Raw genomic sequence first — 18,562 nt, 5'->3', positions numbered from 1 at the left:
TAAAAATGGACTATTTAAAAATATTTTCTCCTGCAACTGTTGCCAATGTTTCTTGTGGTTATGATTCTCTAGGTTTTGCTGTAGATGCTATTGGTGATGAAATGACATTTACAAAAACACCAAACTTAGAAGTAGAAATAACAAATATAACAGGTGCAGATTTAACTTACGATGTTGATAAAAACGCTGCAAGTGCTGTGGTTAAGAAAATGTTGTTAGAAGCAAAAGCAAATTTTGGTGTGCAGCTTACCATTCATAAAGGTTTTTCTCCAGGAAGTGGATTGGGTAGCTCTGCTGCAAGTGCTGCTGGTGCTGCTTTTGGTGCAAATCAATTATTAGGCAATATTTATTCTGAATTAGAACTAACAAAGTTTGCAATGTTTGGAGAAGAAGTTGCTTGTGGAAGTGCAATTGCAGATAATGTTGCAGCAGCAGTTTATGGTGGTTTTGTATTAATTAGAAGTTACGAACCCTTAGAAATCATAAAACTACCTGTACCAAATGAATTACGACTTGTAGCCATTCACCCACAGATTGAAGTAAAAACCAAAGATGCAAGAGCAGTTTTACCAAAAGAAATACTTTTAAAAGACGCAGTTACACAATGGGCTAATGTTGGTGGATTAATTTCTGGGTTACACTCTAATGACTATAATTTAATCAGTAATTCTTTAGTAGATATTATTGTAGAACCTCATCGTAAAAAGTTAATCCCTTATTTTGATAAAGTAAAGAACGCTGCCATAAAAGCAGGAGCTTTAGGTGCTGGGATTTCTGGTTCTGGGCCAACAATTTTTGCACTTTGTAAAGGTGATGAGGTTCAGAAAGAAGTTTATAATGCAATCGAAAAAAGCTACAGAGATAAAGGTATTGATTTTGAACTTTACACATCTAAAGTAAATCCAGAAGGAATAAAAATAATTGACTAATCGTCTTTTCAAAATAAGAGAATCAAGCAATCTCTATAAAATTATAAGATTGCTTTGTAAACTTAGAATGACCAAAAAAACTAAAAAATGAACTATTACAGTTTACATCATAAATCACCAAATACAACTTTTAAAAATGCTGTTGTAGAAGGTTTAGCAAAAGATAGAGGAATCTATTTTCCAGAAAATATTACACCTTTATCAAAAGATTTTATTGATAATATTTCTGATTACTCCAACCACGAAATTGCCTTTGAAGCCATAAAACAATTTGTGGGTGATGAAATCCCTACTGATGTTTTAAAAGAAATTATTGCAGAAACTGTTTCTTTTGATTTTCCTGTGGTTAAGGTTGATGATAATATTGCAACTTTAGAATTGTTTCACGGACCAACAATGGCTTTTAAAGATGTTGGTGCAAAATTTATGGCAAAATGCTTGGAGTATTTTAACAGAGATAATGACAATGAAGTTACTGTTTTAGTTGCTACTTCTGGTGATACAGGAGGTGCTGTTGCTAACGGATTTTTAAGTGCAAAAGGCGTAAATGTGGTTATTTTGTATCCTTCAGGTAAAGTGAGCGATATTCAAGAAAAACAATTAACTACTTTAGGTAAAAATATTACAGCTTTAGAAGTAGATGGTGTTTTTGATGATTGCCAAGATATGGTAAAAACTGCTTTTTTAGATGAAGACATAGAGCGAACTTTAACTTCTGCAAACTCTATAAATGTTGCACGTTGGCTACCACAAATGTTTTACTTTTTCTTCGCTTACAAAGAATTACACAAACAACATAAAGACCTTATTTTTTCTGTCCCAAGTGGTAATTTTGGTAATATTTGTGCAGGAATAATGGCACAAAAACTAGGTTTACCTATCAAACATTTTGTAGCATCAACAAACGTAAATGACACTGTACCTAATTATTTAGTGGATGGAGTTTACACTCCTAAACCATCAAAAGCAACCATTTCTAATGCTATGGATGTTGGTAACCCAAGTAACTTTATTAGAATTAGAGAATTGTTTAACAACGATTTAGAATTGTTAAAAAGTGCTTTTTCTTCTTATAGTTTTACTGATGATGAAACTCGAGCAACAATGAAAAAAATCTATGAAAATTCGGGTTATGTAGCAGACCCTCATGGAGCTGTTGGTTACTTAGGATTAAAAAAACATGGTTTAAAAGAAAACGAATTTGGTGTTTTCTTAGAAACTGCTCATCCAGTAAAATTCTTAGATGTTGTAGAAGAAACTTTGCCTGTAAAAGTTGAAATTCCTGAGCAGATTAAAAAAGTAATTAACAATACAAAAGTGGCTTTAAAAGCAGCTACTTACGAAGACTTGAAAGCGTATTTAATGAAATAAATATATTTCTCTTACTATATTAAAAGCTATTAGCTTCCAATTCTAATAAAATCATTTATTAAAATTGGAAGCTATTTTTATTAGTAGGATACAATATACCAACCAAACTATTAAAAACTAAGAATTTAAAATCAGAAAAACACCAATCATAATTCCTATTAGAGGCACAATCTTTTTACGCTTGTTTTTTTCATTAAAAATAAACCCTCCAATAACTACTGTGATTAATAATTGACTTCTTTTTATGGCTGACAACAACATAATTAAAGCTTCAGGATCTTGTAATGCTTTAAAATAAAAATAATCTGCAGTATATAACAACAACCCTACTAAAGGGATTAACCAACTCCATTTAAATCTTGCTCTTTTTTCTTTAAAAGGAAACCACATTACACTTAGTATAACCAATAAAATCAATAAAGTATAAAAGCAAAACCAGAACAGTAATGTTTGCGGATTTAAATGTAGGCTTTGCACCAAAAATTTATCGTACAAACCACTTGATGCCCCTAAAAAAGTAGCTGCTATTATTGCAAAAATCCATTTGTTGCTTTTAAAAATGATACCTTCTATTTTCCCTATTTTAGAATATAAAATCACTGAGAAGATTATCAGAAAAAAACCAATCCATTGATAAATGTTTGGCTCTTCTTTAAATATAAATATAGCTCCAATAAAAGTAAAAAACGGACCTGCAGAACGTATTGGAGCTACAATTGTAATTGGTAAATGTTTTAAAGCACTGTAAGCTAAAACCCAAGAAGCAGCCATAATCATAGATTTTATAAAAATAAAACCGTGTTTTTCTATTGGCAATTCTTCAATATAAAATCCTATTGATTTAAAATATTCAGGATTTACAATTGAACCGATAAAAAAAGGTAAGAAAACTAAAAATCCGGCAGATAAAGTAATTGTTAATACAGGTAAAACCTCATTATTTTTAACAACTTGTTTTTTTATGATGCTATGAAACCCTAAAAAAAGCGCGGCTAAAAGCCCCAAATACATCCACATAAACCAAAATTTTTTCTACTTAAATTTAAACTAAAAAAAAAGCAACTGATAATCATAAGATTAAAAGTTGCTTTTGTTGGCCTACAAGGACTCGAACCTTGAATGTCGGTACCAAAAACCGGTGTGTTACCAATTACACCATAGGCCAATGCTTCTTAGCGGATGCAAATTTAATGCAATCTTTTAAATTTGCAAACATTTTTTTATAAAATTTACTTTTAACAAAGATTTATGAGGATTTCTTTACTTAGAAAAACAATAAGAACAAGCTTTTATTCATAATTATTAGTAAATTCGCCCACATACAATTACCTGCTTTTATGACACCAGCACAATTTAATAAATGGAACATCATTCTTGGATGGATTACATTTGCTATTGCCTTAATTACTTACACTTTAACCTTAGAGCCCACAGTTAGTGCCTGGGATGTAGGTGAGTACATTTCTACAGCTGTAAAATTAGAAGTTGGGCATCCACCAGGAGCGCCACTTTTTCAAATGTTAGGTGCATTTTTTGCATTGTTTACATCAGATAATACAGAAATTGCTAAAATGGTAAACTTTATGTCTGCTTTAGCAAGTGCATTTACCATTTTATTTATGTTCTGGACAGTTAGTAATTTAGCTAAAAAGCTTGCAGCTAAAACAGGAAATATATCTAAAGGGAAACGAATTGCTATTTTAGGAAGTGCTTTAGTTGGTTCTTTAACTTATACTTTTTCTGATAGTTTTTGGTTTAGTGCTGTTGAAGGTGAAGTTTATGCAATGTCATCATTTTTAATGGCATTATTATTTTGGTTAGGTTTAAAATGGGAAAGCGAAATAGATACACCTAGAGGTAATAAATGGCTGGTTTTAATCAGTTTTGTTGTTGGTTTATCATTTGGTGTTCACATACTTTCTTTGTTGGTTATCCCTGCAATTGTAATGTTATATTTTTTTAAAACTTACAAGAGCATCAACTTAAAAACTACAGCTATAGCCACTATTTTTTCTGTATTTGTCTTAATGCTGGTTTTTAAATTTATATTCCCTTTTACATTAAAATTCTTTAGTGCATCAGAGTTATTTTTCATCAACTCAGTTGGTTTACCATATAATTCTGGTAGTATTATTGCTGCAATAATCTTAGTAGCTCTCTTTATCTTCGGATTAAAATACACCAGAAAAAAGCAAAAATTAACGGCAAACACTTTAATTTTATCGTTACTTTTTATAATGATTGGTTTCTCTTCTTGGATGATGTTACCCATAAGAGCCAATGCAAACACTACTATTAACGAGAATAATCCTTCTAGTGCACGTGAATTATTGGCTTATTACGAACGTGAACAATATGGGGATGCCAATGTTTTTTACGACACGTATTATTCAAATACATACAGCAGAGAGCAAGATGCTACAAACCCAACTAAAGATGACAAACCAAAATATGAGAAAAAAGACGGAAAATATGTAATTGTAAATGTTTACAAAGACGTTTTACCTAATTATTCTGATAAACATAAGGGGTTTATACCAAGAATGGTAAATCCTGCATCCGAAGAAATGTATAAAAAAATTGCAGGAATACCAGCAAATAGCAAACGTAGACCAACTTTTGCAGAGAACATTAAGTTTATGGTTAGCTATCAATTTGGGTATATGTATGGGCGTTATTTTATGTGGAATTTTGTTGGAAGACAAAATGATATTCAAGGACAATTAGATATACATAATGGAAATTGGATTAGCGGAATTGATGTAATAGACGAAGCAAGGTTAGGCTCTCAAGAAATGTTACCTTGGCAATCTTTACTAAATAAAGGACGCAATAAATACTATTTTTTACCTCTTATTTTAGGGTTAATAGGTTTGTTATATCAAATAAAATGGGATAAAAATAATTTCTTCACCCTATTTTTATTCTTTGCTTTTACAGGTTTTGCCATTATATTTTATACAAACCCAAAACCTTTTGAACCAAGAGAACGTGATTATGCAGTTGTGGGTAGTTTCTATATTTTCGCAATTTGGGTAGGTTTTGGTGTATTAGCCTTATATGAATACCTGAAAAATTTTGCAATGAGAAAAAAAGTTGCAATTGCTGTTACTGTAGTTACATTATTAGCTGTGCCTACTTTAATGGCCGTACAAAATTGGGACGATCATGATCGTTCTAACAGATACACAACACATTTAAATGCACAAGCTTATTTAGAAAGTTGCGACCCAAATGCAATTATGTTTACAATTGGCGATAATGATACTTTTCCTCTTTGGTATATGCAAGAAGTAGAAGGCATTAGAACCGATGTTAAACTGGTAAATACAAGTCTTTTTCAAACAGATTGGTACATAGACCAAATGAAAAAGAAAAGTTATAAAGCAGAACCAATTCCATCGCAATTAGAACATGATGAATACAAATACGGAACTTTAGATGTTGCTTATTACTTTCCTGAAATATTTCCTCAATTAAAAGATTCTGTCATAGAATTAGATTATTTTATGAAATGGATTCAGAGTGATAATAAACGTACTTTTTATGATTTAGATGATGATGGAAACCCAGAAAAAGTATTACTTGCTAACAAAATTCGTATTCCTGTAAACAAAGAAAATGTTTTAAAATACGGAATTGTGGCACAAAAAGACGCTGATAAGATTGTACCTTACATAGATATTACGATTGATAGAGCCATAGGTAAAAATGCAATCTTAATGTTAGATATTTTAAATAATTTCGAATGGAAAAGACCAATTTACTTTACAGGTGGTTCTAATGCAGATAATGAATATATATGGCTTAAAGATTACTTACAATTAGATGGTGTTGCTTTTAAATTTGTACCTATAAAAACACCTACCAAAATTTATAATGAAAACGGACAATTAATTCGTGAGTTGAGTTTGTTTGATATTGGTAGAATTGATACTGAAAAAATGTACAGTAACGTTAAAAAATGGAACTGGAGAAACATTAATGATGGTAAAATTTATTTAGACGAACAAACTAAAAGAAACGCAATCTCTCTAAGAAACAGCTTAATGCGTTTGTCTGCTGCATTTGCAAAAGAAGGTGATACTTTAAAAGCAATTGAAGTGTTAGACTTATCTTTAGACAAATTACCTATCGAAGATTTTGACCATTACAGTTTATCTATGGAATACCCAGAGATGTATTATAAATTAGGTGAAGCAAAAAAAGCTAGAAAAAATGCCGAAGATTTAATTAGATTATTTAAAGAAAAACTAGTTTGGTATAGTACTTTTTCTGTCGAAGATTTTGATATGGTTTTCGAAGATTTCGATTTAACTTTTAGATATCTTTATAGAGGAATCATAGATCAAGTTGTACAGTATGATACTGACCAAGAATTTATAAACGAAATACAAGATGACTTTAACAAAACACTGAGTTTATTTGAACACATTATGCCCAGTGACAGTGAAGAAGTAAAACAATAAAACAAAAAACCACAAACTTAAAAGTTTGTGGTTTTTTTATAGTTATTATTTAGTAAAACTTAAACGTATTGTTGTACCAAACTAATTAAAGTATTTGCATCTTGAAAACCTGTTTGGCGCCATTTCATTTCGCCATTTTTATAAATCATAAAAGTAGGGTTTCCTTTAACACGTAAAGCATCTGCTAAAGTTTCGTTCTTTTTAATATCGATCTTAATTACTTTAGCTTTATCACCTAAAGCAGCAGCAACATCTCTTAAAGTTTGTACACTATTTTCTACCTCATTCCAATCAGCATAAAAGTCGATTAAAACAGGCTTATCAACACTAATTAACTCTCCAAATTTTGTCATAACCTAAGGTTTTTAAAGGAAAAAATTGCGTAAAATTTCTATTTTATTAACACAAATATAATAAATCTAATTAAATAAGCTGATTATCAGGCTTTTTTAAGCTCTATAACAGTAATCTCTGGCCAAATACCTACTCTACCAGGAAAAGCGTGATAACCAAAACCTCTATTTACATTTATAAACCTACCAAATTCTTGATACAAACCAGCCCATTGTTTATACACATATTGAGAAGGACTCCATTTAAAAAAACCAGGAATCTCAATACCCATTTGCAAACCATGTGTATGACCACTTAAAGTTAAATGATAATTAAAATCATCTTTCTTTACTTTTTCTTGCCAATGACTTGGATCGTGACTCATTAATATTTTAAAATCATCTTTTTTAACATTTACTGATGCTTTTTCAAGATCTCCTGCTTGATTAAACCCTTTTCCCCAATTTTCAACACCAATTAAAGCTATTTTTTGTCCGTCTTTTTCTAAATATCTGTTTTCGTTACAAAGTAAATCAAAACCTATCTTTTGATGAATTTCTTTTACTTTTTTAAAGTTATTGGTTTTATCTTCTGGCGATTTCCAATCCATATAATCACCATAATCGTGATTTCCAAGAATAGCGTATTTACCTTCTTTGGCTTCTAGTTTTGCAAAAACATCAATCCAATTGTCCATTTCCTTTGCCTGATTATTTACAATGTCTCCTGTAAACAACATTAAATCAGATTTTTGTTCATTTATCAAATCTACACCATATTGTATTTTTTCTTTGTTGGTAAAACTTCCAGAATGTATATCCGAAATTTGAGTAATGGTATACCCATCAAAAGCCGCTGGTAAATCATCAAAAGCAAGTTGGTATTTTATCACTTTATAATTGTATTTACCTTGTATAATTCCGTAGATAAAAGACACAAAAGGAATGGCTGCCAACCCTAAAGCCAATTGAGAAATAAATTTTCTTCTACCAGCTAAAGGTTGTGTTTCTGTTTTAGAAACTGCTGATATTCCTTTTACAATCCATCTGTAAATATCTTCACCAAAAAGCAATAAAAAAAGCACCAACTTCGGAATTAAAAAAGTAAGCAACAAACCCATTGCCATTTGAAATTGTGGTGTTTGTCCATTGCTTCTATCATAAGAAAAAATGGTGATAAAAAAGTTGATATAAACAAGGCAACTTGCAATTAAAACAGCATATCTTAAAAACTTATTTTTAGAAACTATTTTTAAGGCATTAAATGTGTAAACCTCTAAAATTACTGCAAGAATCGTTACAATTATTAGTGGAATTAACCAACGTAGCATAAAATTTATTTTAAACAAACAAAGGTAACTGTTAAAAAACGAATGAATTTTAACAACTTGTTAAAGTTTAAATACTTAAAATAACAAATTCATTTATCGCATTACATCAACTAGTTGTTTAGCCATTTCATCAATATTTTTTGATGATGAATTATCTAAAATAACCATACAATTTCTTAGACTTTCATTTCTTATAATTAAAGTTCTAGCACCTAACCAAGAACCATTGTGCCACATTGCATCATTTTTTGTAATAAGCCAACCAAAACCATAATTAGATTCTTTTCCATTGTTTAAATTTGTTGTTTTTAAAGCTTCATTCATAGTTTCTTTAGCAATGAGGTTATTATAATGCCAAAAATTATTCCAAATTACAAAATCATTTATACTACAGAAAACACTTCCATCACCTGCAACACCATCTAAAACTGTAGGTTTCAATTCAAAAGGTTTTCCCAAAAAATAGTGAAAAGAATTTGTCTTATTATTAAAAGTTGAATCTTTAGAAGCCAAATTCCAAACTCTTGTGTCTTTCATTTTTAATTTATCAAACAACTCTTTTTTCATAAAATCTTCAAACGAAATTTTAGAGATCTTTTCTATGATTGCAGCTAACAAAACATAGCCAGTATTATTATAACGATAAACTTCATTAGGCATATTTATTAAAGGTCTATTTTCTTTAGCCAGTAATTCTACCATTTTAGAAACGCTTAAATATACCCCTATTTCTTTCTTGTATTTCTTAGGAAAATCCATATAAATATCAGGAATACCTGAAGTATGATTTAATAAATTTCGAATGGTAACGTTTTTGTAATTCAACTCAGGTAAAAATTTTGTTATGGCATCATTAAAATTCAATTTACCTTGCTCTTTTAAAAGCATAATTCCTGTTGCTGTAAATTGTTTAGATAAAGAGGCCAATCTAAATGAAGAAGAAACAGACAATTTTGTTTGCTGAGAAGCATCAGCAAAACCGTATGTGTTTTTCAATAAAATCTGGTCGTTTTTTATCAGAAGAACTGCTCCATTAAATTTTTTATCTTTTTGTAATTGTTGCAACCATTCATCAGCTAATTTAACTTTAGTTGCTATAGAATCATTTTTATCAAAAGTTAAATCTCCAATTTTAGATTTCTTTTTTTCTGATAAATTAATACCAAAAAACAGTAACAAGCCAACAAATACAAATCCTAAGGTTATTTTTAAAAACAAATTCATCTTTCCCATTTTTAAGTAGTTAGTAATACAAAAGTAGTTAATGTTACAATTCATAACCTTTAATATTAATTTTCAAGCTAATATTTTGTAGTTTTATCCTTTCAACTCTATACAAAATGGCAGATCAAAAAAGACTTTTTTTAGTAGATGCTTACGCATTAATTTTCAGAGGATATTACGCTTTTATAAAAAACCCAAGAATTAATTCTAAAGGGTTAGATACTTCTGCAATAATGGGTTTTATGAACTCTTTATTAGATGTTATAAAACGTGAAAGACCAGATAAATTAGCAGTTTGTTTTGATAAAGGTGGTAGCGTAGATCGTGTAGAAATGTTCGAAGCTTACAAAGCCAATAGAGACGAAACTCCTGAAGCCATAAAAGTTGCTGTACCTTATATTTACGAAATTCTTAAAGCTATGCACATACCAATTATGGTTAAAGAAGGTTTTGAGGCAGATGATGTAATTGGTACACTTTCTAAACAAGCAGAAAAAGAAGGTTTTAAAACTTATATGGTAACTCCAGATAAGGATTTTGCTCAACTAGTTTCAGAAAATATTTTTATGTATAAACCACGTTTTGGTGGTGGTTATGATGTTTGGGGAGTGTCAGAAGTACAAGAAAAATTCGGAGTTACAAACCCAGAACAAGTCATCGATTTTTTAGGAATGATGGGAGATTCTGCTGATAACATTCCAGGTTTACCTGGAGTTGGAGAAAAAACTGCCAAAAAATTCTTAGCACAATTTGGTTCTATGGAAGGTTTATTAGCCAACACAGATCAGCTAAAAGGAAAAATGAAAGAAAAGGTTGAAGCTAATGGAGAGTTAGGTTTACTATCTAAAAAATTGGCAACAATTATGTTAGACGTTCCTGTAACTTTTGATGCTAAAGATTTTAATTTAGATGAACCTGATAAAGAAAAAGTAACTGAACTTTTTAACGATTTAGAATTCAGAAATTTATTAACCAACTTTTTACGAACTTTTGCAACAGAAACTACTACAAAAACTGTAGAAACTAGCGTTGCTGAAAAATCAAAAAAGCCATCAGTAAAAGCAGATGGACAATTCGATTTATTTGCAGCTCCTGGTTCTGGAAGCGTTTCTGAAGAAGATGTGGCTTCTGGGTTTAAAACTATAAAAAACACGAGTCATTTTTATCAGCATATAGATACTACTTTTTCTAGAAAATTATTAATTCAGAAATTAATGCAACAAACTTCTGTTTGTTTCGATACTGAAACTACAGGTTTAAAAGCTTTAGAAGTTGAGTTGATAGGAATTGCTTTTTCTTACGAAACAGGTAAAGGTTATTACGTTTCATTTCCTGAAGACCAAACAGAAACTAAAACTATTTTAGAAGAATTTAGACCTTTTTTCGAATCTGAAAATATCGAGAAAATTGGTCATAATTTAAAATATGATATTAAAGTTTTATCAAATTATAAAATGCCTGTAAAAGGTAAATTGTTTGATACGATGATTGCTCATTATCTAATTAATCCTGATATGAGGCATAATATGGATATTTTGGCAGAAACGTATTTAAATTATCAACCTGTTTCTATTACAGAATTAATTGGTAAAAAAGGTAAAAATCAGCTTTCTATGCGAGTTGTGCCTATAGCAGATCAAACAGAATATGCAGTAGAAGATGCAGATATTACTTATCAATTAAAACAACTTTTTACCACAGAATTGGCTTCTGGTAATGTTACCAATTTGTTTAATGATGTAGAATTGCCTTTAGTTTCTGTACTAACAGCTATGGAAATTGAAGGAATAAACATCAATACTGAATTTTTAAAAGAACTATCTGTTGCTTTGTCTGATGATATTATTAGACTAGAAAAAAACATTTACGAACAAGCAGGAGAAGAATTTAACATTGCATCACCAAAACAATTGGGTATTGTTTTATTCGAAAAAATGCAATTGGTAGACAAACCTAAAAAGACCAAAACTGGGCAATACAAAACAGGTGAAGATATTTTATCTTACTTAGCAAAAGATCATAAAATTATTCAAGATGTTTTAGAATATCGTCAATATAAAAAATTACAAAGTACTTATGTTGATGCTTTGCCTAATGAAATCAACAAAAAAACAGGAAGAATTCATACTGTGTATGCACAAGCAGTTGCTGCAACTGGTAGATTGAGTTCTAACAATCCTAATTTACAAAACATACCTATTAGAACAGAAAGAGGTCGTGAAGTAAGAAAAGCGTTTATACCAAGAAGTCAGGAATATGTTTTATTAGCTGCAGATTATAGCCAAATAGAATTAAGAATTATTGCTGCTTTAAGCGAAGAAGATAATATGATAAATGCCTTTAAAAATGGCGAAGATATTCACGCTTCTACTGCTGCAAAAGTGTTTAATGTTCCTTTGGATGAAGTTACTCGTGAGCAAAGAAGTAATGCAAAAACAGTAAACTTCGGAATTGTTTATGGAGTTTCTGCTTTCGGTTTAAGCAATCAAACCAACTTATCTAGAGGCGAAGCCAAAGAATTGATTGATACGTATTATGAAACCTATCCGAAGTTAAAAGCCTATATGTCTGCACAAGTAGATTTTGCTAGGGAAAATGGTTATGTAGAAACCGTTTTAAACAGACGTAGGTATTTAAAAGACATCAATTCTAGAAATGCAATGGTTAGAAGTGGTGCAGAAAGAAATGCCGTAAATGCGCCAATACAAGGTTCTGCTGCAGATATTATAAAACTAGCAATGATTAATATTCACAACCGTTTTGAAAAAGAAGGTTTTAAATCTAAAATGTTACTGCAAGTGCATGATGAATTGGTTTTTGATGCACATAAAGACGAACTAAAAACCATAGAACCAATCATTAAACACGAAATGGAAAACGCTTTTAAAATGAGTGTTCCTTTAGATGTTGAAATAGGTTTGGGTTATAATTGGTTAGAGGCGCATTAGATATGATTCTCTTTTCTAAAAAATAAAAAGCTAGTGAAAAACGAAAAACTATGGATTAAAATTAAAAACTTTAATCTAGATGACGAAAGCTCTGATTTTCCTTTTTCTAAAAGGTTAGCCAGAGATAATAATTGGGAAATTAAATTTGCTTTAAAAAGCATTCTAGAATACAAAAAATTCATTTACCTATGTTGTGTATCTAACAAACAAATTACACCTTCAGATGCTGTAGATCAAGTTTGGCACCTTCACTTAACTTACACCAAATCTTATTGGAAAACATTCTGTAACGAAACACTTGGCAAAGAAATTCATCATAACCCAACAAAAGGAGGTACAAATGAAAGAGAAAAATTTTCTGATTGTTATGATTCTACATTTGAGATTTATAAATCTGAATTTAAAGAAACACCTCCTAACTCAATTTGGCTAAACAATAAAAAAAGGTTTAAAGAGGTTAATTTTAAAAGAATTAATATTGACTCTTTTTGGCTTATAAAAAAACCATCAAAACAATTTTTATTTGCATTTAAATTATTAACTATTCTACTTATAATTCCTCTATTATTTATAAGAGCTAAAGACAGTTTAACTGATTCAAGTTCAATAATTATAGTATTAGTTGTTGTAATAATTTTGATAACCTTAAAAAGTAAAAATAACAACAATAATAATGGATGCTCTTATGATGATTTTCATGATGATGGATGTGATAGTGGGTGCAGTGGCTGTTCTGGCTGTGGAGATTAAATAAAACAAAAAATGAAACTAGATTACTTAGAAAACTACAACGAACTTAATGAAAACTTGGTTCGTCTTTATAATTTTAATAAAGCAGAAGCCATAAAATTTAGAGACTTATTAATTGAAGTTGTTATTCTTAAAAAACAAAAGTTAGATTTAGCTCAAGTTGATTTTATTGAACCTAGAAATTGCAATTTAATTTTAGGTTTATTTAAAACGGATGAAGGTATTTTAACAAAAGACGACTATAATTTTTTCTGTATTTTAACCCTACAAGGTTTTGAAAATATGATAAGATTAATAGAACCATTTTGCAATAAAGAATCTAGAGCTCATCAATACTTGTATGATATTGACAACCCTACAGATTTGTTATTTTGCCCAAGTGCTAGTTAAAATAATTCTAACAGAATTAAATGAATAAAAAACTTAAAAATCTATTTTTTTTAGTTCTATCTATCATCACCTTTATAAATTGTGGTACTAATCGTTTGTTTATGAAACAAGATTCTTCCTTTACAGAAAACTTTAACAATCAAGAAACTTTTAAAAAAAACTGGAAAGATAACTCTTGGAAAAGTCCTGCATTGTATCAACTAGAAAACGAACATTTAAAAATTACAACAAGACCCAATACAAAAGATCGAGTAAAAATAAGAAGTAAACAAAAGTTTACCACTGGCACATATTCATGGCGTATTTTTGTACCAAAATTTAAAATGCACGAACAAGTTAGTATTGGCGCATTTTTATATCATAATCAAAAAGAAGAATTTGAGTTTGATTTTGAAATTGGCTCTGGTCAAAAAATAGATAGAGAACAAATAAATTTAAAAGACAATGAAGCCATTGTATTTTGTGTATCACAATTTTCGCCTTCAAACTCTAGCCACTTTGCAGTAAAAATGGAGGAATATGCTACTTTTAAAATGGAGCTAATAGATGTTAATGGCTTTTATTTAGTAAAGTGGTTCATCAACAATAATTTAGTTAAAACGCTACAAACTAACGTAAAAAGTAACACTAAATTTAAAGTACATTGTAGTTTAGAGAATTTACATTTTATGGGAGATTTGCCAACATCAACAGAAAATAATGTGCTTTTTGATGCTTTTCAATATCAAGAAAGACTAGAATAAAACGCATAAAAAAAGGTAGATTAAAAATCTACCTTAGTTTAAAAACTTTTTCTTTTAAAGAGTGTTATTTATTATTGATCTTCTTTTACAATTTTATCTAACTTTTTAATCTCTTCATTGTACTCCTCAATAGCAGCATCAAATTTTCCTTTTTTAATTTCTTCATTAAATTCTTCAATAGCTTCTTCGTGAATTTTTATATATTCATTTACAGTTTCATCTAACTCCTCTTTTAAGTCATCAAATTTTTCTGAAAGCTCTTCTAAATTCTCTTGCATTTCTTTTTCTGATGCATCTTGGTCTTCTATAAGTTCTAAATATTCATCTTGAATATCTTGTACATCTTCCATAACTTCCTCAGTTTTTAACCAAGCAGGAATTGTGTTTCCTAAGTTTGCAATTCTATAATTCATATTCTGAATTCTTTCTCTTGTTGTAACATAATCAACTTTTCTTAAATTAGTTAATTCGTAGTTTACAACTGTATAATCTGCCCAATCATTAAAACCAGATATTCCTCTAGCATCTAAGTCATATACAATTGGTGTTTCTTTTTCTTTCATTTTATAGGTACGTGTTTTTACCTCATCTTCTGCTAAATCACTTTCCATTTCCACGTCTAAATTATCTTTATCCATATCTACAAGCTCTGCAATTTCTTCTTTTGCTTCATCCATGTTGTTTTTCTTTGGAGTATCACATGAAACCAACATAAAGTTAGATAATGTTAAAACGATAGCTGCTACTCTTACTGAATTCATATTCATAATTTTCATAATATTTCTATTTTAAGTTCGATACAAAACTATAGGATAACAAAACAGTTCTTTAACGCAAATAATGTAATTCTTTGCTCTTTAGATATTTTAGATTCTATAAACTGTTTAAGTGGTATTTTATAACGAAACAACCTATCTTTGGCAATTATTCTTATAAAATTGAAACATTTTCATCATTTTAAAACTGATATTTCAGAAATTAAACTTCCAGAAAAGTTTACATTTCCATTCTATTATGAGCCTCATTTATTAGCAAAAACTGCTGTGGATGAAATTCAGGCTTATTTAGAAAATCAGACTGACTTTACACACAATTTTGGTTTAGATGATAAAAATTCTGAAACTGCCATTGGTAAAATGTTTGGAGTCTTAGTAGTTAAAGATGATAAAAACCAATTGGGTTATTTAGCCGCTTTTTCTGGTAAATTAGATGATAATAGTTTACCCAAAGCTTTTGTACCACCTGTTTTTAACATGAGAACAGAAGGTAGTTTTTACACCAAAGGAGAAAAAAAAATTGAAGAAATAAATGCTCAATTAGGTTCAATTTTAAAGGATGAAAACTACTTAACTATAAAAGCAAATCACAAAAAACTTGTTTTAAATATTGAAACTGATTTAGAACTGCAAAGAAAAAAAATGAAACTTTCTAAAGCTGATAGAAAAGCAAGAAAGCAACAAGCAATTTCAGTTTTAAGCGATGTTGAGTTTAAAAAACTAACACAAATACTACAGCAAGAAAGTTATAACGATCAATTTTTTTACAAAGAATTACAAGAATACTATCAATCTAAAATTGATAAAAGTGCTAAAAAACTAACTGCTTTTGAAAATAAAATTGATGCTCTAAAAATCCGAAGAAAAGAAAAATCGAATTATTTACAGCAAACTTTGTTTAGTAAATATGCTTTTTTTAATCAGAAAAAAGAACTAAAAAGTTTGTTAGATATTTTTAACGATCCAACAATAAAACCTCCTGCAGGTTCTGGAGAATGTGCTGCACCAAAATTATTACACTATGCGTTTGCCAACAACTTAAAACCCATTTGTATAGCAGAATTTTGGTGGGGAATTTCGCCAAACTCAGCCATTAGAAAACACAAAAATTATTATCCTGCTTGCCAAAGCAGATGTAAACCCATTTTAGGACACATGTTAAATGGCATTAAAATGGATGATAATTTGCTGTTAGAAAGCTTATCAAAAAAAGAACAGTTAAAAATTATTTTTGAAGATGATGTTTTAATAGTAGTTAATAAGCCCTCAGAATTTTTATCTGTACCTGGCAAAGAAATTAAAGATTCTGTGTACACCAGAATTAAAGAGCTATACCCAACAGCAACAGGCCCTTTAATTGTGCATCGTTTAGACATGTCTACTTCCGGAATTTTAGTGCTTACAAAAACTAAAGAAGCCAATAAAGTTTTACAAAGTCAGTTTATAAATAGAACTGTAAAAAAACGATATGTAGCTTTATTGGATGGTAATTTATCAGCAAAAAAAGGAACAATTAAACTTCCTTTACGTGTAGATTTAGATGATAGACCTAAACAATTGGTCGATTTTAAATATGGAAAAAATGCAGAAACGAATTGGGAAATTATCAACAAAGAAAATGGTAAAACTCGTGTTTATTTTTATCCTATAACTGGTAGAACTCATCAATTAAGAGTACATGCAGCTCATAAAAATGGTTTAAACACTCCTATTTTAGGTGATGATTTATATGGAAAAAAAACAAACAGGTTGCATTTACATGCTCAGTTTATTGAGTTTTTACACCCATCAACTCATAAAAAAATGAGTTTTAAGGTTGATGCTGATTTTTAAATCAAAAAAGCATTTTTATATGTAATTTTGTATCCGAAAATTATGAGTATTATTTCTAAAGACATACAAAAAGCAATTGCCATTTTAACCAATGAGGAATTGGTGGCAATACCAACTGAAACCGTTTATGGTTTAGCTGGTAATATCTTTAGCGAAAAAGCGATTAAAAGCATTTTCGAAACTAAAAAGCGTCCTTTTTTTAATCCTTTAATTGTTCATATTTCAGGAGTAGATCAACTAGAAAACATTGTTTCTGAAATCCCTGAAAAAGCAAAGATTTTAGCAGAAAAATTCTGGCCAGGTTCTCTAACTTTGGTTTTAAAAAAGCACGAATCCATTCCTGATTTAATTACAGCTGGTAAAGATACAGTTGCTGTTAGGGTTCCTAATCACCCAACAACAATAAGCCTTTTAGAGCAATTACCTTTTCCTTTGGCTGCACCAAGTGCCAATCCTTTTAACAATATTAGCCCAACAAAGCCAGAACACGTAGAACGCTATTTTAAAAATGATATTAAAATGGTTTTAGATGGTGATACTTGTAAAAACGGAATTGAATCTACCATTATTGGTTTCGAAAACAATGAACCCATTATTTACAGATTAGGAGCTTTGGCTATAGAAGAAATTGAAGCTGTTGTTGGTAAAGTAGCTATAATGAATAAAAAGGAGGAAAACCCTGATGCTCCAGGAATGTTAGACAAACATTATTCGCCAATTACAACAACCATTTTAACAACATCTATTGTTGATGAAATTGAGCAACATCCAAATAAAAAAATTGGTGTTTTGAGCTTAAATTCTTCTTTTAAAAGTGATAAAATTAGTGCTGAAATTATTTTATCTACTTCATCTAATTTAGAAGAAGCTGCATCAAAATTATACGATGCTTTACATCAATTAGATCATCAAAATTTAGACATTATTCTAGTAGAAAAAATGCCAGATTTTGGTTTAGGAAAATCGATGAACGATCGCTTGCAAAGAGCTTCTTTTAAAGGATAATTACTACTTCTTTTCGTCTTTCAATAAAGAGAATAATGCTGATCTAAATATTGAAAGTAAAATGCTAAAAAAGAGTGCTGCCCAAAAGCCAGAAACTTTAAAACCGTCTATTAAACTGTCTGCCAATAAAATAATACAAGCATTTATTACAAAAATAAATAGCCCAAAAGTTACAATGGTAGCTGGTAGTGTAAAGAATATTAAAAGTGGCCTAACAATCATATTTAAAATTGCAATTACAATAGCTACAATAATTGCTGAAAGATAACCAGTTACAGCAACTCCAGGTAAAATATTAGCTAAAACAATTACTGCTAAAGCCGTTAATAAAATTTTTAGAAATGTTTTCATAAGTATAAATTTAACTTACTGATTGCTAAAAGTGTACCAATTTTAAAATCGGAAGTTTTGGCAGGTTATATTTTTAAAAAACTAGTTTTAAATTAACTTTTTATAATTGT

The 18,562-nt window shown here is 29.7% G+C and carries 15 protein-coding genes and 1 tRNA gene; 9 read left to right on the top strand and 7 right to left on the bottom strand.

Annotated elements, in window-relative coordinates; all coding sequences use genetic code 11:
• The first annotated feature begins 5 nt into the window (after positions 1-5).
• Positions 6-929, top strand: coding sequence for a homoserine kinase (locus tag ACJJVK_RS06705; RefSeq protein WP_405564435.1), 924 nt, complete (start codon positions 6-8; stop codon positions 927-929).
• 87 nt (positions 930-1,016) lie between these two features.
• Positions 1,017-2,300, top strand: coding sequence for a threonine synthase (thrC, locus tag ACJJVK_RS06700; protein WP_405564434.1), 1,284 nt, complete (start codon positions 1,017-1,019; stop codon positions 2,298-2,300).
• Positions 2,301-2,417: 117 nt separating this feature from the next.
• Here thrC and ACJJVK_RS06695 read toward each other — a convergent pair whose 3' ends face one another.
• Together ACJJVK_RS06695 and ACJJVK_RS06690 are read right to left on the bottom strand one after the other, a co-directional pair.
• Positions 2,418-3,317, bottom strand: coding sequence for an EamA family transporter (locus tag ACJJVK_RS06695; protein ID WP_405564431.1), 900 nt, complete (start codon positions 3,315-3,317; stop codon positions 2,418-2,420).
• A 76-nt stretch (positions 3,318-3,393) separates the two neighbouring features.
• Positions 3,394-3,465: transfer RNA gene (locus ACJJVK_RS06690), tRNA-Gln, on the bottom strand.
• Positions 3,466-3,637: 172 nt separating this feature from the next.
• Here ACJJVK_RS06690 and ACJJVK_RS06685 point away from each other — a divergent pair.
• Positions 3,638-6,769 carry a DUF2723 domain-containing protein gene (locus ACJJVK_RS06685; protein WP_405564428.1) on the top strand — a complete coding sequence of 1,044 codons (3,132 nt, stop codon included), beginning with the start codon at positions 3,638-3,640 and terminating at the stop codon, positions 6,767-6,769.
• A gap of 59 nt (positions 6,770-6,828) precedes the next feature.
• Here the strand turns inward: ACJJVK_RS06685 and ACJJVK_RS06680 are convergent, their stop codons facing one another.
• From ACJJVK_RS06680 to ACJJVK_RS06670, 3 genes are all read right to left on the bottom strand, one after another.
• On the bottom strand, positions 6,829-7,122 hold the full coding sequence (locus tag ACJJVK_RS06680; RefSeq protein WP_405564425.1) for a thioredoxin family protein: 294 nt from the start codon (positions 7,120-7,122) through the stop codon (positions 6,829-6,831).
• Positions 7,123-7,208: 86 nt separating this feature from the next.
• Positions 7,209-8,432 carry a metallophosphoesterase gene (locus ACJJVK_RS06675; RefSeq protein ID WP_405564423.1) on the bottom strand — a complete coding sequence of 408 codons (1,224 nt, stop codon included), beginning with the start codon at positions 8,430-8,432 and terminating at the stop codon, positions 7,209-7,211.
• A 93-nt stretch (positions 8,433-8,525) separates the two neighbouring features.
• Positions 8,526-9,656: a serine hydrolase domain-containing protein gene (locus ACJJVK_RS06670; RefSeq protein ID WP_405564421.1), complete on the bottom strand. Its 1,131-nt coding sequence runs from the start codon at positions 9,654-9,656 to the stop codon at positions 8,526-8,528.
• A 116-nt stretch (positions 9,657-9,772) separates the two neighbouring features.
• On the opposite strand from ACJJVK_RS06670, the gene polA reads away from it, so the two are divergent.
• From polA to ACJJVK_RS06650, 4 genes are read left to right on the top strand one after another with little or no spacing between them, the layout of a single operon-like run.
• Positions 9,773-12,604, top strand: coding sequence for a DNA polymerase I (polA, locus tag ACJJVK_RS06665; protein ID WP_405564419.1), 2,832 nt, complete (start codon positions 9,773-9,775; stop codon positions 12,602-12,604).
• Positions 12,605-12,637: 33 nt separating this feature from the next.
• A complete protein-coding gene (locus ACJJVK_RS06660; RefSeq protein WP_215994098.1) occupies positions 12,638-13,354 on the top strand; it encodes a hypothetical protein in 717 nt (238 codons plus the stop codon).
• Between the two features lie 12 nt (positions 13,355-13,366).
• Positions 13,367-13,744: a hypothetical protein gene (locus ACJJVK_RS06655; protein ID WP_405564416.1), complete on the top strand. Its 378-nt coding sequence runs from the start codon at positions 13,367-13,369 to the stop codon at positions 13,742-13,744.
• Between the two features lie 20 nt (positions 13,745-13,764).
• Positions 13,765-14,487 (top strand): hypothetical protein, encoded by a 723-nt coding sequence (locus ACJJVK_RS06650; protein ID WP_405564413.1) that lies wholly within the window; start codon positions 13,765-13,767, stop codon positions 14,485-14,487.
• Between the two features lie 71 nt (positions 14,488-14,558).
• On the opposite strand, the gene ACJJVK_RS06645 is transcribed toward ACJJVK_RS06650, so the two are convergent.
• Positions 14,559-15,263 (bottom strand): hypothetical protein, encoded by a 705-nt coding sequence (locus tag ACJJVK_RS06645; protein WP_215994095.1) that lies wholly within the window; start codon positions 15,261-15,263, stop codon positions 14,559-14,561.
• 162 nt (positions 15,264-15,425) lie between these two features.
• Here ACJJVK_RS06645 and ACJJVK_RS06640 point away from each other — a divergent pair, with 162 nt between their 5' ends.
• Both ACJJVK_RS06640 and ACJJVK_RS06635 read left to right on the top strand, forming a co-directional pair.
• Positions 15,426-17,096, top strand: a complete 1,671-nt coding sequence (locus ACJJVK_RS06640) for an RluA family pseudouridine synthase (RefSeq protein ID WP_405564410.1) — start codon at positions 15,426-15,428, stop codon at positions 17,094-17,096.
• Between the two features lie 42 nt (positions 17,097-17,138).
• Entirely contained in the window at positions 17,139-18,101 is a 963-nt protein-coding gene (locus ACJJVK_RS06635; RefSeq protein ID WP_405564407.1) for an L-threonylcarbamoyladenylate synthase, read from the top strand.
• Positions 18,102-18,104: 3 nt separating this feature from the next.
• On the opposite strand, the gene ACJJVK_RS06630 is transcribed toward ACJJVK_RS06635, so the two are convergent.
• Entirely contained in the window at positions 18,105-18,452 is a 348-nt protein-coding gene (locus tag ACJJVK_RS06630) for a phage holin family protein (RefSeq protein WP_215994092.1), read from the bottom strand.
• Between the last annotated feature and the right edge of the window lie 110 nt (positions 18,453-18,562).

Source organism: Polaribacter sp. Asnod6-C07 (assembly GCF_045063625.1).
GTDB classification, from domain to species: domain Bacteria; phylum Bacteroidota; class Bacteroidia; order Flavobacteriales; family Flavobacteriaceae; genus Polaribacter; species Polaribacter vadi_A.
Note: the sequence above shows the minus strand (reverse complement) of the source record. Positions and strands in the feature narration are given on the sequence as shown.

Coding starts and splice junctions, on each gene's coding strand:
- ACJJVK_RS06650 (WP_405564413.1), top strand. CDS start 13,765: ATGAATAAAAAACTTAAAAATCTATTTTTTTTAGTTCTATCTATCATC.
- ACJJVK_RS06670 (WP_405564421.1), bottom strand. CDS start 9,656: ATGAATTTGTTTTTAAAAATAACCTTAGGATTTGTATTTGTTGGCTTG.
- ACJJVK_RS06705 (WP_405564435.1), top strand. CDS start 6: ATGGACTATTTAAAAATATTTTCTCCTGCAACTGTTGCCAATGTTTCT.
- ACJJVK_RS06645 (WP_215994095.1), bottom strand. CDS start 15,263: ATGAAAATTATGAATATGAATTCAGTAAGAGTAGCAGCTATCGTTTTA.
- ACJJVK_RS06695 (WP_405564431.1), bottom strand. CDS start 3,317: ATGTGGATGTATTTGGGGCTTTTAGCCGCGCTTTTTTTAGGGTTTCAT.
- ACJJVK_RS06655 (WP_405564416.1), top strand. CDS start 13,367: ATGAAACTAGATTACTTAGAAAACTACAACGAACTTAATGAAAACTTG.
- ACJJVK_RS06685 (WP_405564428.1), top strand. CDS start 3,638: ATGACACCAGCACAATTTAATAAATGGAACATCATTCTTGGATGGATT.
- ACJJVK_RS06675 (WP_405564423.1), bottom strand. CDS start 8,432: ATGCTACGTTGGTTAATTCCACTAATAATTGTAACGATTCTTGCAGTA.
- polA (WP_405564419.1), top strand. CDS start 9,773: ATGGCAGATCAAAAAAGACTTTTTTTAGTAGATGCTTACGCATTAATT.
- thrC (WP_405564434.1), top strand. CDS start 1,017: ATGAACTATTACAGTTTACATCATAAATCACCAAATACAACTTTTAAA.
- ACJJVK_RS06680 (WP_405564425.1), bottom strand. CDS start 7,122: ATGACAAAATTTGGAGAGTTAATTAGTGTTGATAAGCCTGTTTTAATC.
- ACJJVK_RS06635 (WP_405564407.1), top strand. CDS start 17,139: ATGAGTATTATTTCTAAAGACATACAAAAAGCAATTGCCATTTTAACC.
- ACJJVK_RS06630 (WP_215994092.1), bottom strand. CDS start 18,452: ATGAAAACATTTCTAAAAATTTTATTAACGGCTTTAGCAGTAATTGTT.